Here is a 19202-nt window from a genome sequence, read left to right as displayed (position 1 = left end):
TTTGAAAACCAGCTGTAACGAGCTTTACTATCTAGTCATTGTTGCTCATTTGATTGAGATGCTTCAATGCCTGTTCACACAGTTGTTTGAGCTGCAATAAATCTTGCGACTCGCCACCGACTTGGCAGCGCATATTGGCGGGAATACTCAAGGCCTGCTCATGTAAGGCTTTTCCCGCCTTGGTAACATGTAGCACTCTGACACGCTCATCACTCTCGCAACGACCACGGGTCACCAACCCTTTACCTTCAAGTCTTTTAAGCAATGGCGTCAAGGTCCCTGAGTCTAAATAGAGCTGCTCACCTAAGGTTTTCACGCTAATACCTTGATTGCGCCATAACACCATCATTGCTAAATACTGAGGATAAGTTAGATCGATGGCATCAAGCAGCGGCCGATAGGCACGTATCATGGCGTTGGTTGCGCTGTATAAAGAAAAACACACTTGGTTTTCGAGTGCCAAAGGATCATTTGGGTTTTTATCGGTCATTTGATGATTCAATTAAATTGCACACAACTTATAACTATAATAACCCAAATTAAATTAATTCATAATATTTTTTAGTCTACTGTTTTTAAAGCCATTTTATTGTCACTTAGGTTAATCAGAGTATTTAACTGTATCTAATTGGTTGATATCGCAAGCAAACACCCTGTGTCTGGATTTTGGCGTAGAAACGTGTAAGCAATTCCGCGCTGTGTATTGACAGCAACAAGCTGTAAAGCTTATTGATTTTCCGTATTTATCGCTGTAAATTTGCGCATAACGGGTGCGGACGCACAGGATAATATTTGGATAGGGATGACGAAAAATGCGATTTACTTTGCTGCTACTGAGCTTTTTAGCAGGCCATGCTATCGCTCAATGTGACGAGCCTAGGCACATGGCTGATATCCCCTACCCTAAAAACAGCTCCTATTTTAATAGCCAATATGCCAGCCAACTGCAGGCAATATTGCAAGCGCCAACTGACAGCGATGGATATCTGCTACTTGAGTTTCCTGTCACTAAATCCCAGAAAGATGAAACAACCCGCCAATACAATATGTGGCTTGCGGGAAAACGCTTAACAAGAATCAAACAATTTCTTACTGATGCTGACTACCCACATCCGGTAATTACCCGCATATTAACTGCCAGTACTGAAGAGCTTCGCCAAGTCAGTATCAATTGGTGCGCGACATCCGATGCACCGCAATTAGCCAATACTCACCCCGTAAATATTCCGCAAAACCACTAGTTATCAGCGTTATCTCATAGGCCCGTTTGCCACAAAACTGCGACAACATTAATTAAGAGATTACTGTTTCGCAGAAAAGTTTCAAAAAATTATGGGTTATTAGTGGCAGTTAACAAATCAATTTTTATCGCGATTGAGTTAGCATTTTCGAAACATAATATTATCGCTGCAACGCTATAGCGGTAGAATATTGTTAAGAGAATTCCGAGATCAGCCGATCTTACCTGCCCCCTAGGAGGGAAAATGTTGAGGACTATCCTGATTAGCCTAATGCTCATGTTTAGTATATTGAGCCCTTACGCTAGCGCACAAAACCAGACCGATAACAACCCAATGTGGCATTACGTCAATGACCAAGGTGAGCTAAAAGTTAAGCTTTACTTTTTTTGGTCCGAAACCTGCCCCCACTGTGCCGAAGCCCACCCGTTCATTGACTCGTTACCTGAACATTACCCTTGGATTGAACTAGAAAGCCATTTAGTTTCAGCGGATGGCACCATGGACAAATGGCAACAGATCGCCGACGCCACTCAGGTACCCGCGCGCTCAGTTCCCTATATTGCTGCCTGTGACAGTGCTACGGTCGGTTACAGCAGTGAGGCTGTCACTGGTAAATACCTGTTAAATAAACTCAAGGCCTGTTACCGATCGCTAGGCGGCACGATTGTTGAAAACGATCCTATTGGCTCCCCAGCGGGCTCAAGTGATGCGCCGCTATTTGGCACCTGCAGTGAAAGTGCTGAAGAAGGAACCTGCGATTTAGGCTTAGACAGTACCGCAGATGAGACTGCTATAAGCTCAGTGCAACCGGTAGAAATTCCACTTATTGGTGTCGTTGCACCGGAAAAGCTATCGTTACCTCTGTTAACCATAGTGCTTGCCGGTGTCGATGCCTTTAACCCATGCGCATTCTTCGTCTTGCTATTTTTGCTGAGCATCATGGTTAATGCGAAAAGCCGAACCCGCATGCTGATTGTCGGCGGTATATTTGTATTTTTCTCCGGCTTTATTTATTTCCTCTTCATGATAGCTTGGCTCAACATATTCAAGTTGTTGGGCGCGGGTAGTGATGGCGGAATAATCATCTTAGGGGCAGGAATTCTGGCGCTCATCGCCGGTGTGATCAATGTTAAAGACTACTTCTTCACCAAAGGGGAAGTCACACTGTCAATGTCTGCCGAAAACCGCACCGGATTGATTAAGCGTATGGGTAAGCTCACCAGCGCCAGTTCAATGGCTGCAATGATAGGCGGGACCATCGTATTGGCAATTCTAGCAAACGCTTACGAGCTGCTGTGTACCGCGGGTTTCCCAATGATCTATACCAGTGTGCTATCGATGCATGACCTGCCAGATATAGAGCGCTACATGTATCTAGTATTCTACAATGTGGTGTATGTCATCCCGCTTGCCATCATCGTCATTGTGTTTAGCGCGACCTTGGGCAAACGAAAGTTAACTGAGAAAGAGGGCCAAACACTGAAGCTAATGTCGGGCATCATGATGATTGGCATGGGTATCATGCTGGCTATCGACCCCGTCTCTTTGCAAAACCCTGGGTTAGCGATTTCGCTTATTGCCGCATCTATCGGTCTAACCTTTATCATTACCTTTATACGTAAGCGCATGAACAAGCTTAATTCAAAGGCTAAATAGTAGAGTCAGCAGCTCATTAGCTAAGTATTGAGCAGTAGGCCGCCAATAACATGGCGGCCTTTTTTGTTTACTAAATAACCCAAAAAATAACCGTAAAGTTTCGCTAAACAAGGCCGATAGTTATATAGTTAACCGAATAGTCATATGAAATGGGGTAGTAATGGCAATTACAATTGGTACAGCAAATTTAGATCCGAATCTAAGTAATGGCAGTGTGGGCGTAAAAGTCGCGCAACTGGCTAAAGATCAGCAACAAGCAGAAGGTGATATCGCCCTGCAGCTTATTGAAGCTGTTGATGCCGCACCACAAAGCGCCCCAGTGGGTAATAGTGGCCACAATATCAATACCAAAGCTTAAGCGATAAAATTCAATCGTATAAATTCTATCAAGCCTCGCTAATCGCGGGGCTTTTTATTGCTCATCTACCACAAATTGATCTCTGCCAGCTTGCTTGGCTTGATACAGCATTTTGTCAGCATTAGCTGTAAAGTCAGTGGCACTCATGCCATTTCGCCACTGGCATACCCCTTGAGAAACGGTAACAAACTCGCCGTTCTCGGAGTCAGGATGGGGTAACTTCAATGCTGCAATATCTGCTTTAATATTGGCAGCAATTGCGGCAGCGCCGGCAATATCAGTCTCTGGCAACACAATAACAAACTCTTCGCCGCCATAACGCGCAGCCAGATCTCTTGGCCGCATGGCAGACTGTGCTAGCAATTGGCCTAACTGGCTTAAACACTCATCCCCAGCCTGATGACCTGCTTTGTCATTAAGCCTTTTAAAATAATCAACATCTAACATGATAAGGCTAAGCGGCCGATTATTTCGCTCGGTGACTTTGATTTCTTGCAATAAAATGTCATCAAAATGGCGACGATTGCTTAAATTGGTTAGCCCATCAACCAAGGCCAAGCGCTTGAACTGTTGCAATAACTTCTTATTTTCTAGATTCCGTAAGATGGATTGTACAAACCAGCGAGAAAATATTTGTTGGCCCGTATAGAGAATCACAGTAAAACAAATGAATTTAACTATCGGAAACACCAAATTAAGCGGCTGTTCACTTAAGTGAATAACGACGTTGAAGACCATCAATGGCAGTACCATTAACAGCATGGTTTTCCGATCTGGAAATAGCGCTATAGCGAATGTCAGTACCAGAATATCGACCATGGATTCAATGCCTGAAATCGCACTGGTTCTAGAGTAACTGTCGACAGCGGACCGAGCTAATGTCACTAAAACCAGCAACCATGCAACATTAAAAAGCGCCAAGTACGCTTTGAGAAATTCATCTAGATATTGGTGTAATGAAACTCTAGAAAAGAAAATGTGCCCTAGCGCGCCGATGACGAATATCGGTATAGAAAATAATGACAGCTTGGCAAGGCTAATAAAAGGATTGGGGTGGCTATAAATTGTCAAGCAAAGCGCAGCAATCAGAAAAAATGACAATAATGTCGCCCACTTGACTCCCATCACGCTATAGCTTAGGCGCTCTCGTTCAAGTAGTTGTTCTGCTGAAGGCAGCGGCGTATACATGTCACATTCCCTATTTTACCTGCTGATTTAATAAGGAATTATAGGGTACAGAAACAAAACAGCCAGCAAAATATTGCTGGCTGTTTATCTTAGTGTACTGCGAGGCTGATTAAACTATGCAGCTTGCTCTGCTTGTGGCACTTCATTGCGAATGAGGTAATCAAATGCCCCTAGTGACGCTGTCGCACCACTGCCCATGGCAATTATAATTTGCTTATAGGCAGAGTTGGTGACATCGCCGGCTGCAAACACTCCAGCAATTGAGGTTTCACCTTTGTTATCTACAACAACTTCGCCTCGGCCATTCAACTCAAGCGTGTCAGTTAACCATTCTGCATTAGGAATTAGGCCTATCTGCACAAAAATACCTGCTAACTCCACATGGTGGCTTTCACCTGTCGCTCTATCAGTATAGTTAAGTCCATTGACTCGCTTACCGTCACCAGTGACTTCCGTCGTCATCGCTTGGGTGATGATATCAATATTACCCATTGAGGCCGCTTTACGCTGCAGTACTTCATCGGCGCGCAGTTTCACATCAAACTCAAGCACTGTCACATGCTCAACGATATTAGCTAGATCGATCGCGGCTTCAATGCCCGAGTTACCACCACCAATAACCGCTACACGTTTGCCCTTAAATAGCGGTCCATCACAATGTGGACAATAAGCAACACCGCTACCACGATACTCTTTTTCACCTGGCACGTTCATCTCTCTCCAGCGTGCACCTGTGGCAATGAGCACCGTTTTACTGCGCACTTGAGCGCCACTTTCTAATGTAAGCTCAAACAGTTCACCAGACTTAAGGCTCAAGGCACGTTGATTGTCCATAATGTCGACATCATAGTCATGCACATGGGCTTCTAAATTGGCGACTAACTTCGGTCCCTCAGTCGACTTAACAGAAATGAAGTTTTCAATACCCACAGTTTCAGCAACTTGGCCGCCAAATTTATCGGCAACAATGCCAGTCCGTAAGCCCTTACGTGCCGCATAAATTGCGGCGCTCGCGCCTGCTGGACCACCGCCAATGACTAACACATCGAAGGCTTCTTTCTGGCTAATTTGTTCAGCTTGTCGGCCTGCGGCATTGACATCAAGCTTGTTTAAAATCTCTTGTACACTGATGGCGCCAACAGAGAAAGGTTCGCCATTGAGGTAAACAGATGGCACAGCCATAATGTTGCGCTCATTCACTTCATCTTGGAATAATGAACCATCAATCATCACATTGGTGATGTTAGGGTTTATCGCCGCCATCATGTTTAGTGCTTGCACCACTTCAGGGCAAGTTTGGCAACTTAGCGATACGTAAGTTTCAAATTGATATTGACCTGGCAAGGCGCGGATCTGCTCAATAACATCATCGGCAAGTTTGATCGGATGTCCACCTGAATGCAGTAATGCCAATATCAATGAGGTAAATTCGTGTCCCATCGGTAAGCCAGCAAAACTAATTGCGGTTGCTTCGCAGGGGTTGCGCACGGTCATAGAAGGTGTACGAACACCCTGTGTTTGAGTGAGGCTAATATGCGTGCTCAATGAGTCTATATCTTTAGCTAAACCCAGTAGCTCTTGCGCCTTTGGACTGTCATCTGCTGATACGACAAGTTCAACTGGGCGTTTTAGGTTTTGCAGGTAGGTTTTCAGCTGAGTTTTTAGGTTCGTATCTAACATGGTGACTCCCGAAAATTCGATGAATAATAAAAATTTGGCAATAAAAAGGGTCCAGACCATGCAGGGGGAAGCCCGGACCCTTATTTGGAGATGAATTTTAGGTAAAGCGCCGGAGATGGAGCTAACTTTACCTTTTAACTCTTAAGTAGAGTTTAGATTTTACCTACTAGGTCTAGTGATGGTGCTAGTGTTTCTTCACCTGGCTGCCATGCTGCTGGACATACTTCGCCGTCGTGAGTAGCAACGTACTGTGCAGCTTGAATCTTACGAACTAGCTCTGATGCACTGCGACCAATACCCAGGTCATGTACTTCAGCAACTTTAATTTGACCTTCAGGGTTGATAACAAAAGTACCACGTAGTGCCAGACCATCTTCTTCAATCATCACACCGAAGTTACGGCTGATAGTACCGGTTGGGTCACCAATCATTGGGTAGTTGATTTTACCGATAGTGTCTGAGCTATCGTGCCATGCTTTGTGAGTGAAGTGAGTATCTGTAGATACTGAGTACACTTCAACACCCATAGACTGTAGCTTTTCGTAGTGGTCTGCCATGTCACCTAGCTCAGTAGGACATACAAACGTGAAGTCAGCTGGGTAGAAAAATACCACTGACCACTTACCTAGTAGGTCTTGCTCAGTTACTGGAGTGAAATCACCATTGTGATATGCAGTTGCTGAAAATGGCTTGATTTCTGTGTTGATGATTGATTGTGTCATGTGTTACTCCAATAGGGTTATTAACTAATTAAACAACATATACATCACGATGGTTTGGATGACTGCGTGTTGTCGATGTGAGAATAATAGCGCTACTGGATAATTAAATATAACGGGTAAATCCTATCATCCTAATCGGTTTTTCATATCAGAAATGACAAACTTGTAAAAAACCGATTAGCGATAGCTTGGCTATAGTATGAGTGGGGAAATAACATTGCTTACCAGCGAGTTAAGACCAGACATCAAAACGGGTCAATAATCGAGCAAGCGGAAAGTCTAGCTGTTGAGATAATTGTTGGGCTTTGTTTTTTAGACCGGAAATCGTCATCTGTTGATCACGCTTGGTGGCAAAGATAACCCAATTGCCGCCGCCTGTTAAACAAGCACTCACTTGGGCAAAATGCTGCTGCAATCTAGCAAGCAAAGCACGGTCTTGGCTATGCTCTTTCCAACAGTTAAGAACTAACACGCCTTCAGCTTTAAGCATCGCTGATGCGTCGGCAATAAATGCTGCAGATAACTGTTTATCATCAACGCCTTCAGCGCTATAGATATCGGCAAAAATGATATCCACTTTTTTATGTTGCTTAGCAGCAAGAAACTCGGCGGCATCCGCTTGTTCTATCGTGAGCTTTTTACTCATTGGCAACTGGAAGTAGCGCTTAGCAAGCTCAATCACCTGTGGACGCAATTCAACAGCAGTCATTTTGATCCCGGCGTCAAAGTGTTTTAGCGCGTGAATAAGCCCTCCGCCGCCCAAGCCTAGCACCATGACGCGTTTCGGCTGTTGGAACAGTAACACCAGCAGCATTGCTTGCAGGTAAGTATGCTGCGGGATGTGAGGTTGTAATTTAAGTAACTTACTTTGCTCGTCACTATCGCCAAAAGACAAAGTACGGGTTGTTTTTGAATCCAACACGATAAGCGGACCCAAAGCATCACTTGATTCATAGAGAACTTGAAATTCAGACATAATCACTCCAGTTAAGTCTGCAGCATTATGCGCATTTGTAGACGCAGGTACAGCACTAATCAATCAGCCTGTGTGGCCACCAATCAATTTTGTCATTCACAGGTTCGCTAGATTGATGTGAATAGCTAAGCCGTGTGGATAAGCACTGCAGTGGATGTGTTAGGCGGGCATAAGTCAATTATCGACCTAGCCCGTGCAGAGAAGCGGGATACAAGACAGCAAGTTTTTGCCCGCGGGCTGGGTCAGGTTAACGCAAGGTGCGTTGGAAAAAGCTCACGGCCTGCAGATACATTTGCAGTGCCAAAGCAGGATCGTAACGCTCTCCTTCATCACGCATAAACGCGTGCTGAGCATTGACCTCAAGCCAAGTAAATCGCCTTTTGGTCTGCTCAAGCTGGTTAAATATCAATTTGCGACCTTCAGCAGAAACATGCGGATCTTGTTTGCCAAACACCATGACTAATTCAGCCTCGATATCAGCAGTACGAGTTAACGAATCATTGCCTTCTTCGCAGGGAAGAGTATTAGAATGGATATCGGTGGCATATAAACAAAATGCCCCAAGTACATTACTGTTTAGCGCTGCTCGATATGTTAAATGTCCACCTATGCAAACTCCCATCACCCCAACATGTGGCGTACAGAACGTTTGTGCTTGGGCAAACTCGACTAATGCTTGGGTATCTGAATCATGGTGCTCTAATGGCTTGGTGAATTTATCGCTATTGCCTTTATCTTTGCCAGCATCGTCATAGCCAAGTACGGTACCGATTGGATTTAGCTCATGAAACACCTCGGGCACTAACACGACAAATCCGTGACCAGCTAATATGCTCGCAGCGCGTGAAATAGGGGCGGTTTGCTGAAAAATCTCAGAATAAAAGATAATGGTAGAAAACTGACCTGTACTATCTGGGCGATACAAATAGGTACGCATCGTCCCGGTAGGCGTTGAAATATCATGAACTTCCTGTTTTACCATCATAGTGCGTGTTCCTTAATAATCAGACTACGGCTAATTTACCAGTCAACGTAACCGATGTCAGGTTATTCCACTGCAACACTGTCATCATTTGCTGAAACAATGATGTCGACAATTACTGTACGCATTTGGGCTATACGCCGCTAGCCAATCGATTAATTCCTAAAGATATGATCTGACGCCACTGCAACACGATGGTAATCCTGCTAAGCTGCTAACAAATGTAAAAACTATCTTCACCATGGCTAAAAAAACTCTATCTGAAGCACAATTTTGGGCTCAGCGTTTAGGTAAAACCAGCTTACGCGCCATTCATATTCTCGGTGTTACTGGCGCAGGCGGTGGCATACTGCTACAGGTCCCCCAATCAGAATGGATATTTTATTGGTGCGCAGCCATGACAACAGGTAGCTTATTGATGCTATGGGAAATCATCCGCGACTGGCGCTGGTTAATCCAACTAAAAGGGGTATTGACCTTATTCAAGTTAGTGCTACTCACCCTATTCATTCCATTTGCCGAATATAAGCCAGAGATTCTCGTGGCTGTGTTATTGTTGTCTGTCATAGTATCCCACGGTCCTTCGGGGTTACGGCACTTTTCGGTAATACATGGAAGACGAATTGATGGAAGAAAAGAGATTAAAGGCTAGTCAAGCTTCAGCTCTAATCACTCAAAACAGCGTTAAGTTAGCACCGGGTACTAAGGTGCTGGACCTAGCCTGCGGCAGTGGCCGCAATGGGTTGTGGTTTGAGCAACAAGGCTGCCATGTGACCTACATGGACAGAAATCTCGATGGATTGCTTAAGCAGAAGCAGTCAAACGCCGGTACGCAATTCGAGTTAGTGGCTATTGATTTAGAAGATGGTAATGCCAATAAGCTGCCAACGGCTACATTTGATATTGTACTGGTGTTTAACTATTTACATCGGCCAATTCTTGACGATATAGCCAACAGTCTCAAACCAGGAGGCACGCTATACTACGAGACATTCATCAGCCAGCAAGCTGAAGTCGGCCGCCCCAAAAATCCTAATTTCCTGTTAAATCCACTAGAACTCCAAAATAGGTTTGCTCAATGGCACGCTTTCCACTATTTTGAAGGCAATGTAGGCACGCAATTAATCCCTTGTTATAAAGCTCAGTTAATTACTAAAAAGCCTACAATTTGATTTAGCCGCGGACATGAACAGAAGGAATTAGCCGTGTTTCCCTATCCAGAACAGTATCGTCTCGCCGCACCGCCATTAATCACCGCATTTATGGTGTTATGGACACTCATTACTCGCCCTTTACTTGGCGATGCTAGTCCGTTTGCACTCTATCCGTTGTTTATGTTGTTTCCGCTAGTTATCTTACTTCATCTACAACTTATTTGGCATGCAAAGGACGGAATGGATCGCCTCGATCAAGCGACCTACGCTCTCATACACCTGTGCCTATCATTTGTCGTATGGACATTCGCGATTATGAACAGCAATGGCACCGCTTTTTCATAACTAAGCGCGCCAATGCACTCCACATTTAAAAATCTAGAGCAAAGCCTAGTTGATACAGATAAGTCGCCAATCGCTACATACATAAAAAAGGCCAACAAAAAAAGCACTGAGACAAAGTCACAGTGCTTTTCAATTCATCGTCAAAGCCACCTTTAATTGGCGCAATAACAGCTAAACCGCTTTAGGCACATCAGTAATAGAAGGTCTTCCCCTCGAATCGATGAACCTTGCCATGCAATGTGCTCAAAATGCACTGAATCTGTAAACCACAGCAACAGATATCACCTCCCCAAACCAAGATGCCTTTATATAAATCACATCGTTACATGGACAGAATGGTCATTGAAGCCAATGCTCAATAAAAAAAAGAGCATGCCCACTTAGGTGGCACGCCCTTGTCTGAAGGGAGATAAAAATATCCTGACTACATATAGAACTAAAAGCCATACGCAACAATTAATTAAATATAGTCAAATTTTTAAAGCCATTTAAAAGCAAGGATGGCAACGACAAATTTCACTCAAAATTTAAATTTAGTAGGTAAATGATTGAGGCTGATGAAGTTCGCAATCAGGCCACGGTTTACAGTGCAAAATAACTGGACCGTCATCTTCAGGAGAGTACAAACTAAAATTTTCCTCCAATTGGTTTTGAACAAAATTAGATGTTCCACCAATACCCACATTGTAATTTACTGAAGAAACGTGATCAGGAGACGCATTAGCTGCTGAAAACACCAGAGCCAACCCTACAATTTTCATGCAATTAGCTATTTTACTCTTCATACCTACCTCACATTAAGTTATAAATCATTAAGTAATGTTGCTTAATTCTTTCGTCAACCTTTAGATAAAAGCGAGCATTACTAAATTATAATTTCTCATAAATTGGGAGACAGGTTAATAAGCGCGACACTTATAGGTTTCGGCGAGGCAATATTTCGCAGTTTGACTATATAGAGAGCTAGGAGCGATACTCTAATTTTTCAACAGTATGGACCAGATACTGTAAGAGTCTTAAGCGAGCGTTATTGTCTGCATTAAATGAACCCAGGGTAAAGCTCATTTCACCTAGTGTTAAAAAAAAGCACTTGATTAACCCGTCTGCAACAAAAACTAACGCTGGATCCTACCTTGAGCCATAACGCAAAAGTGATAAAAAAGTGATAACAATAAAAAACAAAGAGTTAAGTAACTTAAAAATCTATTTTTACAATATCCATTTCACCCATAGATACCTTATTTACAAGTATTCCACCATCCGAAGTAATCGATAATCCGTTCATTTGAAAGGGCTCGCTGGCCAAATCAATAGATTGTATCTCACCCGTCGCTAAATCTAATCGTTGAATAACTGAACCACTCAATGTGGCGTTGACTCTATAAACAGCCTGATGATTAACTAACCAAGAAGTTGCGTGAGTTATCTTGAAGTCGGGGTGAACTAATTTTTTTTCGTCACCTTTAAGCTGCCAAAGGCTATTATCATTTTTCTCATTATAAAAATAGCTGTTTGATTCTGGATCATACCTCCCATAAATACCATCTTCAGAAAGTGCCCGTACAACTTTATTTTTTTCAATATCAAAAATATCCAAAGACCAGCTACCTATATTCTCTCGAGAAACGATAATCTGTGAATCTCCTGCTCCCCAAGACACACCAAAAACATTATCAAGCTCTTTAACAAAGCTTAATTCACTAGTGTCAAAGTCATATATGAAAACCTCTGAATTAAATGTTCCTAACAACCGTCGACTCTCATTGGAAAAATCTAGCTGTCTGATAATCCCATAACGTTCAAAATGACTTATCTGAATCTCATAGCCATTCGTTTTCTTGAGCCAAACCTCAGGAACTCCGCTTCGGCTTGATAAAAAAGCAGTCTCCCCTTTGGAATTAGCAACTCCAGCACTATCGCTACTACTTGAATATATAAAACGCTTGCTACTAATTTCTGCATTCGCGGCTGCAAATGGGTTGTCAATCTTCCAGATTTCAGACGAATAATAATTACCAGCAACAGCAACTATGTCCCCCTTTATATTTGACATGTGTCTCGAGATCCTCTGAGACACTAAAGCGATTTCTGTATCCTCTTTAGTAACCAAATCAAATTGATTTAAGTGACCCGTGATCGATTTATAGGTCAATCTATCACTACCACTCCCCCACATAATGCTATTAAGTGGATAGTCGACAGTAAACAGTGTTTCCCAGCTACCTTTGTCCAGCGAGAACAACATCACCACACTCTGAAACCATTTTACATTGCGTATTACCGCGAGTTTTTTTCCATCCGGTGAAGCGGATATAGCATAATCTCCACGACCCACATTAAATGGCTGACTTAATTGCCGCTTATCCTTACCATTAGTTGATATAGAAAATACCAGTTTAGCCGACATATGCTTATTTGAGGCATCTTCATCCGTGTAGTACAGGCTAGTGCCTGAAGGATGCCACGCAATACTGGTTCCTACTGAGTTCTGTTTGCATTGAGTAACAGTTCTCGATTCTGCAAAATATCCATTCTCAATAGCGACTATACGGATTTCACATTCCCCGGAAGAGTTAAAAGCGATATAAGACACATTTTTTCCGTCTGGACTAAAAGCAGGATTATTTGCGTTTTCAAAAGCATCCGTTAGAAATGTTATTGCTTTGCTGTTCATATCCATTAAGCCCAAACGCCAGTTCATCTGCTCTTCAGTCCTATGGGCAAACACTAGTAGTTTGCCACCGGGAGACAATGAAGGAGCAAACTCTTGCCCCTCTAAAAAGGTCAAAGGTGATACTTTCGCAACGACTGGGGGCGTTGAGCTAGGCGGCATACTTGCAAATACATATACGATAGATATTACAAATGCGGCTAACAAGCCAACATAGAGGCTTGTATGTTGATATAACGAAAAAAATACACGATTCTTCCAGCTCTTTACGTGGCTATGTTGTGACTCCTTTTGTGAGAGCTTAGTAAGCACTCGTTCTTTTTCAGTTTCCTCGACCTCACTGACATGGCAAATCAAAACATAGCCGACTTTTGGAACGGTTTTTATGAACTGGGGAGATTTGGCATTGTCACCAAGTTGATTGCGCAGAAGACCAATAATACGGTTAATGGCGTTGTCGGAGATGTGGCCTCCACGCCAAACCGTCTCAATTAGCATGTCGCGACTAACCGGCTTTCCCGCATGTTCAATCAAGCAAAGCAATACCTGCATTGCACGCAGTTCTATTTTGTTGACCGCATCTGCAAAAGAGATAGTGCAATGATTAGGATCAATAAGACGATCTGACAGTAAGAAACGCTTTTCGGGTAACATGGGGCGCCATTTATTAATATGTATCTAGCTAATATGACTAATAGAGCAATATAAACCTATGAAATCAATAGAGGATGCGTATTATTCACATGCTTTTACGATTTCCTTTCACGACACAATATAATTCACTACTTGCATAGAGAAAACTTTGTAAGTATCTTGGCAGCCGATTATTTCAACAGCAAACTACTATGACAGACTTTATCTACCGCCCACCAACAACTCCTTGGCTTGAAATACTGTATCAAGATAAAGATATCATAGTGCTTAATAAGCCCTCTGGCTTACTTTCTGTTCCTGGCCGAGCGGCCGAACATAAAGATAGTCTTTATCAACGTGTTCTCGACACGCACCCCAATGCACAGGTCGTCCATCGATTAGACATGTCGACCTCTGGCATCATTGTTGTTGCGCTTAGACGCAGTGCTGAACGCGAATTAAAGCGCCAATTTAGTGAGCGTGAAACCCAGAAAACCTATTACGCACGGGTTGCCGGTCACGTTAAACAACAAAACGGTAGTATAGAACTACCACTTATTTGTGATTGGCCTAATCGTCCAAAACAAAAAGTCGACCACATTAACGGTAAGTCCTCTACTACGCACTATGAAGTGATTAGCTATGGTCAGCGCTCGACCTTAGTTAAACTGACCCCTATTACTGGGCGTTCTCACCAACTAAGAGTGCATATGATGGCACTTGGCCACCCTATTCTTGGTGACAACTTTTATGCTGACCCTTTAGCTAAGCGATTATCACCACGACTGCAATTACACGCTCAATCTTTGACAATAAAACAACCCTACAGCGGTGAGACTTTGACCTTTGCAACAGATGTCCCCTTTACTACGCTGCTTAAAGACCAGTAACAGCTCTATCGAGTTAGACTTATCAAAATTTCACCTCGAAACGCTGTTTTCTTACTATTTTTAATATTCAATTAGATTAACTATAGCCAATTGGGTAAATTAACCTATAAATCACTCTCATAATGAATCAATTACTATGGAAACATCATTTCAACGCGATCAGCTAGACAATCAGATTTTGTCAGCACTAATGGAAGAGGCTAGAACACCGTTCGCCGAACTGGCTAAACGATTCGGCGTCAGTGCTGGGACCATCCACGTTCGAGTAGAGAAGATGAAACAAGCGGGTATTATCACTGGTGCTCAAATAACGGTGAATCCTAAAGCACTAGGATATGACGTTTGTTGTTTCATCGGAATTAATTTAAAAAGTGCCGGCGATTACCCGGCGGCTTTAGCCAAGTTAAATGCATTAGAGGAAGTGACCGAAGCTTATTACACAACTGGGAATTATAGTGTATTTGTCAAAGTCATGTGCCAGTCAATTGATGGCCTGCAGCATGTGCTCATCAATCGAATCCAATCGATTGATGAAATTCAATCAACAGAAACATTGATAAGCCTACAAAACCCAATCGTTCGAGCAGTAAAGCCTTAAACATTACTGTCCAAAAACGCATGACTCAAAGAAATTGGCGAAAAAAAAGGCTAACTTACGTTAGCCTTTTTATTAGCGGTTGGATATTAAGCTTTAAGCTTGCGGCGTAACCAAACTAATGGCAATAACAATGTAGTCATCCATCCAGTAGAGCCACCATCATCGCTGTTATTGGTCTCTACTACTGGAGCGTCTGTAATAGTCATCGATGCTGAAGTCGAGTCACTATTACCATTACCGTCAGCAACCATTAATTCAAACGATAAGATAGTGCCATCCGCATCAACATCTGGTGCTGCAAACGTGATTGAATCACCACCGTTAGTGAAACCAACTGGCACACCACCCGTTTGAGTCCATGTATAGGTTAACGCGTCATCGTTACCATCGTATGAAGCTGCGCCACTGATAGTAACATTGCCATCATCATGTGCAGTTGCAGGCATATCCATCATAGCAACTGGGGCGACTTCCATAACACCAAACTTCATCATCTCTTCAACAGTGTCATCACCATGAGTGTTAGTGAACTTCATAGCATATGCATCACCAGCACGAGTTGGAACAAAGTCAAACCCGACTGACATGACTTCACCGGTGTCAGTTGGTTGCGTTACATTCCAAGTGATTGTATTTCCTTCATGGCTTCCGTCATGGGAAATATTCTCAACCTTATGACCCTCAGAGATTTGAGCAGTGAAAGTGTATTCTCTATCAGCTCCGCTATAGTTTGGCTCAATATCAAAACTAATTGGCGTTGCTTCGCCAGCAACCATTTCCTCAGAAAGGCTAGCCATTAGTGTGACATCATCTTTACGAACGATGCTGTATGGAACTTGCAACATCGCGCTACCATCAGCTGATTCTAACGCCACAATACCAACAGAGTTTGTATCAGTATCCCAATCGAAAGTTAGAGAAAACTCTCCACCTTCTTCAGTCACATCAACCATTAAATCACTACTGAGTGAATCTTCGTCAGTTAAAATCGAAGTAATACGTACCGTTACTTCATCTGTTGCACCAGGAGCTGAAGGTGTATATGCATCTACAACAATATAGTAAACACCGGCTGGCAGGTTAGTAAATGCCACTTCTTCATCTGAATTAGGGCCACCACTACTACCGATATTGGCAAAGTTTGCATCCAGAATACGTAAGTCGACATCTGGTGCCGTAGCTGATGCTGTAGAGAAAACCACATTCGGCATGAATGGGAATTCTAGAGCGATGTAGTCAAAACCACCGTCTGGTACATTCAACGTAGCAGGTTCAATAAGATCAGACTTCTTATCATAAACACCTGCTGTAATATCTGTCAGTTCACTAGACACCATACCAGTGTAGGTCATGCTACCTTCAGAACGACCTGCTGTGATCTCAAAACTCGTTGGCAAATTATTTCCACTGGCTTTAACTGCCACTGGTAACTTAACTTCTGGTAAGCCATCAGCTTCAAGTTTAACATTGGCAAAGTTCCAACCAGCATCTGCACCGCTCACATCTGCTGTAATAGTAAGCTCTTGGCTCGCACCGGCGACCAACTCAAACTCAGCTGGCGATACTGTAATAGATAGACCGTCCGCTACACCCATAGTGCTGGCAGTCCAGCTACCATCTTGCGTGGCTTTAACAGTACGAGTCCAAGTACAAGTACCTACACACTTAGAGTCTGCCATTGTCGGCAGGTTAATGGCCGAAGGCTTCCCACCTAATCCAGGATCAGCTTTTACGTAGTTAACGTAAGTCTCATCCATAACCAGACCGGTTTTCGCTGCTGCTTCTACGTTGGCATAACCAGCACCCATATCAAAAAAGTCAGACGGTGTTACACCATCTTCTTTGAAGGTATCTTGGTCTGCTGTCAACATTAACGCAGATTGAACCTCAGCTGGTGTCCACTCAGGGTGAATACTAGCAAGTAGAGTCAATGCACCCGCTACATGTGGACTCGCCATAGATGTTCCGCTTAAGAAACCATAATCACTTGGATCTGGATTTTCTTTAAATGCGTCAGATTGATCATCTGCATAAGCAGCAAAAATGCTGACACCGGGGGCTGCAATTGAAGGTGCAATCACATCAGGCACGGATTTATTTGGACCACGTGAAGTGAAGCCAGCCGCTACGCGCGCTAAATCTTCATCTTGAATCACTTCGGTACCTGAAATGCTAGCCATATGGCCTTCACCACTTGCAAGCCAAGTACGCAGTAGATCACCTTGGTCCGCATCAATATGGATGGCTGGTAGCACATGTGCATCGGCAACAACACTTGTTGCTCCGCCTTGCAAATTACCTAGTACTAAACCTGCAGCACCGCCGGCTAGTACATTGCGGCCTTTATCTACACGTGCAATCGCACCACGATCACACATAACGATTGTGTTTTCGGCAAAGGTATTTTCAGGGAACGGTTGTAAACATTGGGCTGGGTCGTTATCGGGATCGTTTGCATTTACAAAATCACCAGCATAAACAATAGCACCAGCAAGTTCGCCAGTCATTGCTTTACCGGTTAATTCACCAGGAGCTTCAGTATCACCGCCGGTGAAACCGCTAATGGTTTTGTCCGCGAAATCACGATCATGCGTATACGCCGCGACGGTACTTAACCAAGGTGCATCACCTGGTGAGCCAACAGTCTCAGGACCTGGGCCATCATTACCTGCAGATGTAGCGACATGTATACCCGCTTTACGCGCAGATAAAAAAGCCAAAGCATCCGCATCATTCCACGGGTTGCTCGAACCACCACCAATTGAATAGTTCAGTGCATCAACACCATTTTCAATAGCATGCTCAACAGCAAGAACCGTCAATGATGGAAAGCAGCCTGAGAAACGAATGGCATCATTTTCACCAGGTAAACAAACCTGATAGGATACGATATTAGCATGCGGTGCGACACCAGAAACATTATCAAAAACAACCCCAGTATCTTCACCGTCTACGTTTGGCACATTGACGTTCATCAATACGTTACCTGCCGAAGTACCGGCAGTATGAGAACCATGACCGTTATGGTCTTCACCATTTGGCGGCACATCTAAATCATAATCTAAATATCTGTCTGTGATTGCTGGCCAGCTGTGAACACCAATGAGCTTATCGTTACATAGCTCTGGGTAGTTCATTGCACAATCACCAGAGTATACCCCTTCACCCCAAGGGTTAGTATGGTCATACTCATCACCGCCAATATCGGCAAATGAAGGGTGGTCGCTATTAATACCAGTATCAATGATACCGACAATCATACCTTCACCTTGACTAGCAACTCCTGTTGCATCGCCACTCCAGACTGAAGGTGCTTTGATTATTGCAGGGCCCGAATCAGTAGTCGGCTTACGTAAAACTTCGCGCTGAATTTGCGCTATACCAGCCACTTTCGCTAGTTTGGCTGCTTGCGCCTGCGTCATTTCAACCACCATACCATTGTAGGCAAGTGTGGTTTGTTGTTTGATATCTAGCTCACCGAGAATCGATGTTGCTTTTTGAATGACATTGTTTTGGCGAGAGTTAAGGAAAGAGCGGTAAGATTTAACTGCAGCACTGTTAACATCTAATTTTCTACTCTGGCTTGATACCACGTCAGTTGATGTTGCCTTGTAGCCTTCGATACCACCTTGGTAAAGGGCAACCGGGCTCTCATTCAAACGAATAAAGTAGCGATATACACCATCACCTAAATCTGCTTCTGGTGTGAATACTGCATTGGTTCGAACGACATGATTCTGTACTTTAATTTTAGAGTCAACGACTGGTATGTGTGCACTTACCCCGGCTGGCTTAGACAATACTACGTTTGGGCTACTCGTTGCAGCCGCAGTCGCAGACATGCTTATTATTGCAGTCGATACTGCTATAGCGATTTGAGTTTTCACTTGTCAATTCCTTAACACTTTGCTGTGCTTTTGTTATATAACTTCCTGAACAACACCTAACTCAGCCACTCCCTTCCCAGAAGATTCACCAAGCTAAAAAAGGTTCATTAGTACAAATGACTAACGAACCGATATTATTAACACAAAAGAAACAATAAAAAAACAAACAAGAAATAGACGGGTTACACTTTAAACCGATAATCCTTATTAACCACAACAAA

The 19202-nt window shown here is 43.4% G+C and carries 17 protein-coding genes; 8 read left to right on the top strand and 9 right to left on the bottom strand.

The window, feature by feature from the left end:
• Positions 1-31: 31 nt before the first annotated feature.
• Positions 32-490 carry a MarR family winged helix-turn-helix transcriptional regulator gene (locus FLM48_RS03765; RefSeq protein WP_179023556.1) on the bottom strand — a complete coding sequence of 153 codons (459 nt, stop codon included), beginning with the start codon at positions 488-490 and terminating at the stop codon, positions 32-34.
• Between the two features lie 322 nt (positions 491-812).
• Between FLM48_RS03765 and FLM48_RS03760 the strand changes: the two genes are divergently transcribed.
• The 3 genes from FLM48_RS03760 (at position 813) to FLM48_RS03750 (ending at position 3255) form a co-directional block, all read left to right on the top strand.
• Complete coding sequence (locus FLM48_RS03760) at positions 813-1241, top strand: hypothetical protein (RefSeq protein ID WP_179023554.1); 429 nt, start codon at positions 813-815, stop codon at positions 1239-1241.
• Positions 1242-1484: 243 nt separating this feature from the next.
• Positions 1485-2897, top strand: coding sequence for a thioredoxin family protein (locus FLM48_RS03755; RefSeq protein ID WP_179023552.1), 1413 nt, complete (start codon positions 1485-1487; stop codon positions 2895-2897).
• A gap of 160 nt (positions 2898-3057) precedes the next feature.
• A complete protein-coding gene (locus FLM48_RS03750; protein ID WP_028772117.1) occupies positions 3058-3255 on the top strand; it encodes a hypothetical protein in 198 nt (65 codons plus the stop codon).
• Positions 3256-3309: 54 nt separating this feature from the next.
• Here the strand turns inward: FLM48_RS03750 and FLM48_RS03745 are convergent, their stop codons facing one another.
• The 5 genes from FLM48_RS03745 to FLM48_RS03725 all read right to left on the bottom strand — a co-directional run bounded on the left by FLM48_RS03745 (position 3310) and on the right by FLM48_RS03725 (position 8806).
• Entirely contained in the window at positions 3310-4443 is a 1134-nt protein-coding gene (locus tag FLM48_RS03745; RefSeq protein ID WP_179023550.1) for a GGDEF domain-containing protein, read from the bottom strand.
• A 114-nt stretch (positions 4444-4557) separates the two neighbouring features.
• Positions 4558-6123, bottom strand: a complete 1566-nt coding sequence (ahpF, locus tag FLM48_RS03740) for an alkyl hydroperoxide reductase subunit F (protein ID WP_179023548.1) — start codon at positions 6121-6123, stop codon at positions 4558-4560.
• A 152-nt stretch (positions 6124-6275) separates the two neighbouring features.
• Positions 6276-6845, bottom strand: coding sequence for an alkyl hydroperoxide reductase subunit C (gene ahpC / locus FLM48_RS03735; protein WP_028772114.1), 570 nt, complete (start codon positions 6843-6845; stop codon positions 6276-6278).
• Between the two features lie 232 nt (positions 6846-7077).
• Positions 7078-7821: a spermidine synthase gene (locus FLM48_RS03730; RefSeq protein ID WP_179023546.1), complete on the bottom strand. Its 744-nt coding sequence runs from the start codon at positions 7819-7821 to the stop codon at positions 7078-7080.
• A 247-nt stretch (positions 7822-8068) separates the two neighbouring features.
• Entirely contained in the window at positions 8069-8806 is a 738-nt protein-coding gene (locus tag FLM48_RS03725) for a dienelactone hydrolase family protein (RefSeq protein ID WP_179023544.1), read from the bottom strand.
• Positions 8807-9044: 238 nt separating this feature from the next.
• On the opposite strand from FLM48_RS03725, the gene FLM48_RS03720 reads away from it, so the two are divergent.
• Genes FLM48_RS03720 through FLM48_RS03710 form a run of 3 tightly spaced genes read left to right on the top strand, consistent with a single transcriptional unit; the run spans position 9045 to position 10302 of the window.
• Entirely contained in the window at positions 9045-9455 is a 411-nt protein-coding gene (locus FLM48_RS03720) for a hypothetical protein (RefSeq protein ID WP_179023542.1), read from the top strand.
• On the top strand, positions 9430-9975 hold the full coding sequence (locus FLM48_RS03715) for a bifunctional 2-polyprenyl-6-hydroxyphenol methylase/3-demethylubiquinol 3-O-methyltransferase UbiG (protein WP_179023540.1): 546 nt from the start codon (positions 9430-9432) through the stop codon (positions 9973-9975). Before FLM48_RS03720 ends, FLM48_RS03715 begins: the two co-directional genes overlap by 26 nt.
• A gap of 33 nt (positions 9976-10008) precedes the next feature.
• Positions 10009-10302 (top strand): hypothetical protein, encoded by a 294-nt coding sequence (locus FLM48_RS03710; protein WP_028772109.1) that lies wholly within the window; start codon positions 10009-10011, stop codon positions 10300-10302.
• Between the two features lie 533 nt (positions 10303-10835).
• On the opposite strand, the gene FLM48_RS03705 is transcribed toward FLM48_RS03710, so the two are convergent.
• Entirely contained in the window at positions 10836-11087 is a 252-nt protein-coding gene (locus FLM48_RS03705) for a hypothetical protein (protein WP_179023538.1), read from the bottom strand.
• 410 nt (positions 11088-11497) lie between these two features.
• A complete protein-coding gene (locus tag FLM48_RS03700) occupies positions 11498-13627 on the bottom strand; it encodes a winged helix-turn-helix domain-containing protein (RefSeq protein WP_179023536.1) in 2130 nt (709 codons plus the stop codon).
• A gap of 191 nt (positions 13628-13818) precedes the next feature.
• On the opposite strand from FLM48_RS03700, the gene rluA reads away from it, so the two are divergent.
• Positions 13819-14496: a bifunctional tRNA pseudouridine(32) synthase/23S rRNA pseudouridine(746) synthase RluA gene (gene rluA / locus FLM48_RS03695; RefSeq protein WP_179023534.1), complete on the top strand. Its 678-nt coding sequence runs from the start codon at positions 13819-13821 to the stop codon at positions 14494-14496.
• 136 nt (positions 14497-14632) lie between these two features.
• Positions 14633-15094, top strand: coding sequence for a transcriptional regulator AsnC (asnC, locus tag FLM48_RS03690; RefSeq protein WP_028772105.1), 462 nt, complete (start codon positions 14633-14635; stop codon positions 15092-15094).
• Positions 15095-15180: 86 nt separating this feature from the next.
• Here asnC and FLM48_RS22835 read toward each other — a convergent pair whose 3' ends face one another.
• On the bottom strand, positions 15181-18981 hold the full coding sequence (locus FLM48_RS22835; protein ID WP_306294427.1) for a S8 family serine peptidase: 3801 nt from the start codon (positions 18979-18981) through the stop codon (positions 15181-15183).
• Between the last annotated feature and the right edge of the window lie 221 nt (positions 18982-19202).

This window comes from Shewanella sp. Scap07 (genome assembly GCF_013394145.1).
In the GTDB taxonomy this organism is placed as follows: domain Bacteria; phylum Pseudomonadota; class Gammaproteobacteria; order Enterobacterales; family Shewanellaceae; genus Shewanella; species Shewanella waksmanii.
Note: the sequence above shows the minus strand (reverse complement) of the source record. Positions and strands in the feature narration are given on the sequence as shown.

What these genes read in the sequence shown, in the direction of transcription:
- FLM48_RS03705 (WP_179023538.1), bottom strand. Translation starts at nt 11,087, where the DNA reads ATGAAGAGTAAAATAGCTAATTGCATGAAAATTGTAGGGTTGGCTCTG.
- asnC (WP_028772105.1), top strand. Translation starts at nt 14,633, where the DNA reads ATGGAAACATCATTTCAACGCGATCAGCTAGACAATCAGATTTTGTCA.
- FLM48_RS03760 (WP_179023554.1), top strand. Translation starts at nt 813, where the DNA reads ATGCGATTTACTTTGCTGCTACTGAGCTTTTTAGCAGGCCATGCTATC.
- FLM48_RS03755 (WP_179023552.1), top strand. Translation starts at nt 1,485, where the DNA reads ATGTTGAGGACTATCCTGATTAGCCTAATGCTCATGTTTAGTATATTG.
- FLM48_RS03725 (WP_179023544.1), bottom strand. Translation starts at nt 8,806, where the DNA reads ATGATGGTAAAACAGGAAGTTCATGATATTTCAACGCCTACCGGGACG.
- FLM48_RS03715 (WP_179023540.1), top strand. Translation starts at nt 9,430, where the DNA reads ATGGAAGAAAAGAGATTAAAGGCTAGTCAAGCTTCAGCTCTAATCACT.
- FLM48_RS03730 (WP_179023546.1), bottom strand. Translation starts at nt 7,821, where the DNA reads ATGTCTGAATTTCAAGTTCTCTATGAATCAAGTGATGCTTTGGGTCCG.
- ahpC (WP_028772114.1), bottom strand. Translation starts at nt 6,845, where the DNA reads ATGACACAATCAATCATCAACACAGAAATCAAGCCATTTTCAGCAACT.
- FLM48_RS03720 (WP_179023542.1), top strand. Translation starts at nt 9,045, where the DNA reads ATGGCTAAAAAAACTCTATCTGAAGCACAATTTTGGGCTCAGCGTTTA.
- ahpF (WP_179023548.1), bottom strand. Translation starts at nt 6,123, where the DNA reads ATGTTAGATACGAACCTAAAAACTCAGCTGAAAACCTACCTGCAAAAC.
- FLM48_RS03745 (WP_179023550.1), bottom strand. Translation starts at nt 4,443, where the DNA reads ATGTATACGCCGCTGCCTTCAGCAGAACAACTACTTGAACGAGAGCGC.
- rluA (WP_179023534.1), top strand. Translation starts at nt 13,819, where the DNA reads ATGACAGACTTTATCTACCGCCCACCAACAACTCCTTGGCTTGAAATA.
- FLM48_RS03750 (WP_028772117.1), top strand. Translation starts at nt 3,058, where the DNA reads ATGGCAATTACAATTGGTACAGCAAATTTAGATCCGAATCTAAGTAAT.
- FLM48_RS03765 (WP_179023556.1), bottom strand. Translation starts at nt 490, where the DNA reads ATGACCGATAAAAACCCAAATGATCCTTTGGCACTCGAAAACCAAGTG.
- FLM48_RS03700 (WP_179023536.1), bottom strand. Translation starts at nt 13,627, where the DNA reads ATGTTACCCGAAAAGCGTTTCTTACTGTCAGATCGTCTTATTGATCCT.